The sequence below is a fragment of the Novosphingobium sp. genome (assembly GCF_037133355.1).
Lineage (GTDB): Bacteria > Pseudomonadota > Alphaproteobacteria > Sphingomonadales > Sphingomonadaceae > Novosphingobium.
On the sequence record NZ_JBAXOI010000043.1, the window covers coordinates 1 to 6,456 of the forward strand.

Below are 6,456 nucleotides of genomic sequence, written 5' to 3' on the forward strand. Positions count from 1 at the left end.
CCCATGGCAGCATAATTCAAGCCGAATGGCCTCCGGCAATCCCGGGGCGGTTCAGGCAACCTCATTCTCGAAGCTCATGAAGCGGTTGAGCTCTTGTCAGCACAGCCAGCAGCTAAGCCCTATGTGCGAGGGTACCTTGGCTCTCAAGAGATTATCCGAGGTGGGAAGCGTTACTGCATCTGGGTCGATGACGGTGCAGTTCTGGCTGCTAGACAAATCCCCGAGATCAGTCGCCGTTTTGACGGCGTCGCCAAGATGCGGCTCCAGAGCCCAGCAAAATCTACCAGAGATTTTGCCTCTTTTCCCCATAGATTTAAGCAGATTCAGGGTGTTCCACGTCGATGGTCCATAGCAGTACCGAGCGTCTCTTCAGAACGACGCCCTTATCTTCCTGTTGACCTACTGGATGCGACGAACATCGTATCTAGTCTGGCATTCGTTCTCTATGATGCCCCAACGTTCAATCTTTCCCTTATTGGGTCAAAGATGCATTTGGTTTGGGTCGCAGCGGTCTGTGGAAAGCTAAAATCCGATTATCGGTACTCGAACACGTTGGGCTGGCACACCTTCCCAGTCCCCACCCTGACCGAACAGAACAAGGCCGACCTCACCCGCTGCGCGGAGGACATCCTCCTCGCCCGCGAGGCGCATTTCCCGGCGACGATCGCCGACCTCTATGATCCCGAGGCCATGCCCGAAGACCTGCGCGCCGCACACGATCGCAACGACGAGGTGCTGGAACGCATCTACATCGGTCGCCGCTTCCGCAACGACACCGAACGGCTCGAGAAGCTCTTCGAACTCTACACCAAGATGACCACGAGGACGGGCAAGGGGAAAGTGGCATGAGCAACGAACCCGGCTGGGATGCCAAGGCCATCGGCGAAATCGCCGCTGACCATTATGGCAATTTCACCAAGATGTTCGAGCATCATGATTGGCCAGAGCGCGGGCAGGACATGATGCGCAAGGTGCAGATGCATGTGAAAGAGCAGTACGGCAGCATTGCCGCGTTCGTCGAACATCACAAGGCAAGCCAATGACCAGTACAAGGCCCATCCCTGCTGTGAGCTTTCAGACCGCGCGTACGGGCGTGTCAGCCAAGGCAAATGCGCTGGGCATGCGCCCGATGCAGGAGCGCGCTTACAACAAGCGTGGGGAGCAATACCTGCTGATCAAGTCTCCACCTGCTTCTGGCAAAAGCCGTGCGCTGATGTTCATCGCGCTCGACAAGCTGCACCATCAGGGTTTGAAGCAGGCGATCATCGTCGTTCCGGAGAAGTCGATCGGCGGCAGTTTCGCTGACGAGCCGCTCGCCTCCTATGGCTTCTGGGCCGACTGGACGGTGAAGCCGCAATGGAACCTATGCAATGCGCCGGGGCCTGACGAGGAGCGCGTAGACCCCTCCAAGGTCAAGGCTGTGGGCCAGTTCCTCTCCAGCGGAGATCCAGTGCTTGTATGCACCCATGCCACGTTCCGCTTTGCCGTGGATGCGCTGGGCGTGGAGGCCTTCGACGACCGGCTGATCGCGGTAGACGAGTTCCACCACGTTTCCGCGCATCCCGACAACCGGCTGGGCGCGCAGCTCGCCGCGTTCATCGCGCGCGACAAGGTCCATATCGTCGCCATGACCGGTAGCTACTTTAGGGGCGATGCAGCGCCCGTGCTGACCCCGGAGGACGAGGCGAAGTTCGAGACCGTCACCTATACCTACTACGAGCAGCTCAACGGCTATGAGCACCTCAAGGCGCTCAACATCGGCTATTTTTTCTACACAGGCCGTTATCTGGAGGCGATCGAACACTGCCTCGATCCCAGCCGCAAGACGATCGTCCATATCCCGTCGGTCAATGCGCGGGAGAGCACCAAGGACAAGGTGACCGAGGTCAACGAGATCCTGCATTACCTCGGCAAGTGGACCGGGGCCGACCCGGTGACCGGCTTTGAGCTGGTTGCGCTGCCGGATGGCCGAGTGCTCAAGATCGCCGATCTTGTGGACGACAGCGACCCGGCGCGCCGCTCCAAGGTGCTTGTCGCGCTGAAGGACCCTGCACACAAGAACGACCGCGAGCATGTCGATATCATCATCGCGCTGGGCATGGCCAAGGAAGGGTTCGACTGGATCTGGTGCGAGCATGCACTGACCGTCGGCTACCGCTCCAGCCTCACCGAGATCATCCAGATCATCGGGCGCGCCACGCGCGATGCGCCGGGCAAGGAGGTTGCCACCTTCACCAATTTGATCGCAGAACCCGATGCCAGCGAGGCCGCTGTGGCTGAGGCGATCAACGACACGCTGAAGGCGATTGCGGCCAGTCTGCTGATGGAACAGGTGCTCGCCCCTCGCTTCACCTTCACGCCAAAGAACAAGGGGCCGCTGCCCGACTTCGACTACGGCGAGGCAGGCTACCAGCCGGGCAAGACCAACATCGGCGTGAACGAGGAGCGCGGGCAGTTCCATTTCGAGATTGCCGGGCTGGTCGAACCCAAGAGTCCTGAAGCGACAAGGATATGCCAGGAGGACATCAACGAGGTTATCGCGGCCTATGTGCAGACCAAGTCCACGGTTGAGCGCGGGCTGTTCGATGAGGAAACGCCCCCGCAGGAGCTGACACAGGTCGCCATGGGCAAGATCGTGCGCGATCGGTACCCTGAACTCAGCGCCGACGATCAGGAAGCTGTGCGCCAGCATGCGATTGCCGCGCTGAACCTGACCCAGAAGGCCAAGGCGATCGCAATGGGTTCCGTTGATACCGGAGAGGGCGAGATCCGCGCCAACACCGCGCTGATCGATGGCGTGCGCCAGATCGCCATGGACGTGCGCGAACTCGATATTGACCTGATCGACAGCATCAACCCGTTTCAGGCTGCCTATGCTGTGCTCGCCAAGTCGATGAGCGAGGCCACGCTGAAGCAGGTGCAGGCCGTGATTTCAGCCAAGCGCACCAAGATCACGCCTGAAGACGCCAAGGACCTCGCTGGCCGTGCCGTGAAGTTCAAGAGGGAGCGAGGCAGGCTTCCATCGATCACGTCGGCGGATGCATGGGAGCAGCGCCTTGCCGAGGGTGCTGCGGCCTTCATGCGGTTCAAGGAGGAAGGCCGGTATGTCTGACCTCGACCTCGACGAACTTGCGGGAGAGCTGGCCGAGTTCGCACCGGCAGCGAAGAAGCACGCCACCTACACCCCGCGCGAGGAACGCATCATCGCCGGGTTCGAAGACATCGAGCGCTTCTTCGGGGAGCATGGCCGTCTCCCGCAGCATGGCGAGGAGCGCGACATCTTCGAGCGTCAGTATGCGGTGCGGCTGGACCGGCTGCGCGCGCTGGAGGACTGCCGCACCCTACTGGCCTCGCTCGACAAGCATGGCCTGCTGGGCCGCGTCGAGCTCCAGCCGGAGGAGGTCGAACTCGGTGCCGATGACCTGATGGCGGAGCTGGCGGGGCTTGGTGAGGACGGTGACGACATTACCCAGTTGCGCCACGTCCGATCGGCTGAAGACAAGCGAGCTGCGGAGGATATCGCCCGGCGCGAGAAGTGCGCCGACTTCGACACGTTCCAGCCGCTGTTCAAGAGGGTGAAGGACGAGCTGGCCGACAACACGCGCGTCACTCGTCCTTTCGAGCTGAAGGCGGAGATCAGGCCGGGCGCGTTTTTCATCGTCGGCGGCCAGATCGCTTATGTGGCCGAGATGGCCAAGATCTTCACCAACCCGCAGGGCCGCACAGATGCCCGGCTGCGCGTGATCTTCGATAACGGGACAGAGAGCGGCATGCTCATGCGGTCTCTACAGCGCCAGCTCAACGAGGACGACGCAGGCCGAAGGATCACAGAGCCGGTCGCGGGGCCGCTCTTCGCAGACAGGGCTGAGAACGGTGAAATCGAGACCGGCACGATCTATGTTCTGCGCAGCAAGTCCGATCATCCCGTGGTCGCTGAGCATAGGGAGATCATGCACAAGATCGGCGTGACGAGTGGCGCGGTTGAGAGCCGTATCTCAGGGGCGGAGAAAAGCTCGACCTACTTGCTCGCAGGGGTGGACGTGGTCGCGACCTACAAGGTCTTCGGCGTGAACTGCCAAAAGCTGGAAGCCCTCATCCACAAGGTCTTCGCCGCCGCGCAGATCAACCTCTCGATCCCCGATCGGTTCGGACATATGGTGAAGCCGCGCGAGTGGTTCCTCGTGCCCTTGGCTGTGGTCAATGAGGCCGTGGAACGGATTCGGGATCGGTCGATCTTGGAATATCGGTATGATCCCCAATCCGGTCGGCTCGAGGCAATGGGGCGATAACGGGCGCGAGCTGCTGGGGCACGGTTGTGGAGTGCTACTCGTCGCGCCAGATATCGTCGCACTCGTTCTGGGCAAACTCACCCAGCGTGACACAGAGATCCTCGTCGCCGGTTGCGTCCTTGATCATCTCGGTGCCGCCGTCGAGTTGAAGCCACAGCGTGGCCTGTTTGTCGCCGATGGTCGCCTTGAAGAAAGCTTCGTTGCCGACCGCATCGACAGTGACATCCGCGCCGAGTCTGATGGCGGCCATCGAGATCACACCGAGTATTCGTTCTTCTGCTCTGCTCATGGTAGCCCCCTGTTAAACATGCCCTCAGAGCCATAGAGAAGGCCGCTGAAGCCCATTGTGGCTCTTTTGGTCAAAGAAGTGCCATTTTGCCCCCTTCGCGCTGTAGAACCCCTTTTCGGGCATTTTAGGCGACAAGCCGGTCCAGCACCGGCTCGACCGCCCTACCACAGCTCGTCTCACAACTGTCAACTCAGTTTGCATCTCCCGGTATAACCCACTGATATTAATCAATCTTTCCCGCCAAATTCCAAAACCGGGAGGTTACCGGGAGATCCAAGTGCCTGATTTCAAAGCAATCTCCCTCTTCTCCCTCTTCTCCCGGTAAAAATAGAATTATTAATAGAGAGAATTCTTTGTGCCTCTCTATGTCTTACATACGATGTCTCTCAAAAATGGGCCGGGAGACGGGAGAACCGGGAGGTTCGTTTTTTTACAAGCACTTCGATCTCCCGGTAGGGAGGTAAAAACCGGGATATCTCCCGCTTTTCAGCCCGAAATCACCCTCGCGCCTCGCCCAGATCGATCTGCAGGCCGCGCTTGTTCGACTTGAAAGCAGCGATGTACATCCTGTCCTTCAGCGCCTCTGCGCCCGGTAAACGCTTCATGACCTTGTTGTATTCCCCGGCCTCCCACGGCGATCCGCGCAGGATCCGCTTGATCCCATCGGCATCGTTTAGGATTACGATCTGCGGCGAATCGCCCCTGCCCGTGGACAGCACATGAATGCCTTCGCGCTGCAGAACTAGCAGGATCTGGTTCTCTGACGCCTCACCGATCCACTCGGCAATCGTGCGTGTTTCGCGCTTTTCGAGGTACTGGATCTCCAGCTTGCTTTCGAGGATCAGATTGAGGCAGCGGCGCTCATCCGACATCGTGTCCACTTCGGCCTTGTCCTCAGACATGTCGAACTGTGTGAGCCACTGCTCGGCCTGCTCAAGCGTCACGCGCTCGTCGCTGGTCAGCGAGTAGGCCCCGGCGAAAAGCGCGCCGTACTGGTCGCCTGCGCGCTGCTCGCCTAGCAATGCTGCGGCGGCCACGGCGAACACCTCGGCGTTGTGCCGGATCACCGGGGCGAGCTGGATGGCCCGCGCCTGATACCGCTGGGCGTACTCGTCCCCGATCAGGAATTCACCGGCCTTGTTCAGCTCGGCCAGCCCATACCGGCGGCGCTCGGCCTTCAGCTCGACGACCGTGATGCGAGATCGATCGCTCTGCTGCACAATCGAAGCGTTGATCGAGGCGAACATGAAGCACGAGCGGATCTGGAAGGACATTGCCGATCCGCTGGTGGTGCCCTTGGCGATCCTCGCGCCGGTCTCCGAGGACGACTGCCGCACCGTTTCCATGATGCGCTGGATTCGCGCGATAGCGGTGGCGTCCTGCCCTTCGGCCTCGTCGAACAGCACGGGGATGGCGTCTGACCCCAGCGTCTGGCGCAGACCGGCCTCGGTAGTGCTGGAGGCGACGGACAGGCACCGCTGGGGGCCAAAGAGCCGCTTGACCACACTGTCCATCACGTAGCTCTTGCCGGTGCCCTTAGCGCCCACCAGCCAGATGTGGGGCCGCCAGTTCAGCACCCCGCCGATGTGGGCACAGACGGTCCAGCCTGCCATCATGGTGGCGTCCAGATCGCGCGCGAACGGCAGGCGGCGCATGTGTTCGAGGTAGAGGCTGGCCTCGCCGGTTGAGAGCGGGTTGTCGATGGCCGCGCGCATGGGCTGGCCCAGCTCGTAGACGTAGCGGCTGCGGATCGCGCTCGGCGCGGTAGGGGTCCGGTCGACGTAGAGCATATCGCCGCAGTGGACGACGATGCGCCCGTCGTCTGTCAACGGGCACCGAAGTTTCCCTAAAAGTGGGCGCTTAAAGTTCCCTGCTTTG

6 protein-coding genes are annotated in these 6,456 nt (G+C 60.7%); 4 read left to right on the plus strand and 2 right to left on the minus strand.

Going from position 1 to position 6,456, the window contains the following annotated elements:
* The first annotated feature begins 63 nt into the window (after positions 1-63).
* The 4 genes from WCL10_RS20320 to WCL10_RS20335 are packed head-to-tail and all read left to right on the plus strand — an operon-like array spanning position 64 to position 4,289.
* On the plus strand, positions 64-849 hold the full coding sequence (locus WCL10_RS20320; RefSeq protein WP_336897470.1) for a type IIL restriction-modification enzyme MmeI: 786 nt from the start codon (positions 64-66) through the stop codon (positions 847-849).
* Positions 846-1,043 (plus strand): hypothetical protein, encoded by a 198-nt coding sequence (locus WCL10_RS20325; protein WP_336897465.1) that lies wholly within the window; start codon positions 846-848, stop codon positions 1,041-1,043. The genes WCL10_RS20320 and WCL10_RS20325 overlap by 4 nt, the downstream gene beginning before the upstream one ends.
* Positions 1,040-3,112: a pseudomurein-binding repeat-containing protein gene (locus tag WCL10_RS20330; RefSeq protein WP_336897466.1), complete on the plus strand. Its 2,073-nt coding sequence runs from the start codon at positions 1,040-1,042 to the stop codon at positions 3,110-3,112. The genes WCL10_RS20325 and WCL10_RS20330 overlap by 4 nt, the downstream gene beginning before the upstream one ends.
* Positions 3,105-4,289 carry a GIY-YIG nuclease family protein gene (locus WCL10_RS20335; RefSeq protein ID WP_336897467.1) on the plus strand — a complete coding sequence of 395 codons (1,185 nt, stop codon included), beginning with the start codon at positions 3,105-3,107 and terminating at the stop codon, positions 4,287-4,289. The genes WCL10_RS20330 and WCL10_RS20335 overlap by 8 nt, the downstream gene beginning before the upstream one ends.
* Before the next feature lie 34 nt (positions 4,290-4,323).
* Here WCL10_RS20335 and WCL10_RS20340 read toward each other — a convergent pair whose 3' ends face one another.
* A complete protein-coding gene (locus WCL10_RS20340; protein WP_336897468.1) occupies positions 4,324-4,578 on the minus strand; it encodes a hypothetical protein in 255 nt (84 codons plus the stop codon).
* A 497-nt stretch (positions 4,579-5,075) separates the two neighbouring features.
* Positions 5,076-6,407, minus strand: coding sequence for a hypothetical protein (locus tag WCL10_RS20345; RefSeq protein WP_336897469.1), 1,332 nt, complete (start codon positions 6,405-6,407; stop codon positions 5,076-5,078).
* Between the last annotated feature and the right edge of the window lie 49 nt (positions 6,408-6,456).

Coding starts and splice junctions, on each gene's coding strand:
- WCL10_RS20330 (WP_336897466.1), top strand. CDS start 1,040: ATGACCAGTACAAGGCCCATCCCTGCTGTGAGCTTTCAGACCGCGCGT.
- WCL10_RS20335 (WP_336897467.1), top strand. CDS start 3,105: ATGTCTGACCTCGACCTCGACGAACTTGCGGGAGAGCTGGCCGAGTTC.
- WCL10_RS20325 (WP_336897465.1), top strand. CDS start 846: ATGAGCAACGAACCCGGCTGGGATGCCAAGGCCATCGGCGAAATCGCC.
- WCL10_RS20340 (WP_336897468.1), bottom strand. CDS start 4,578: ATGAGCAGAGCAGAAGAACGAATACTCGGTGTGATCTCGATGGCCGCC.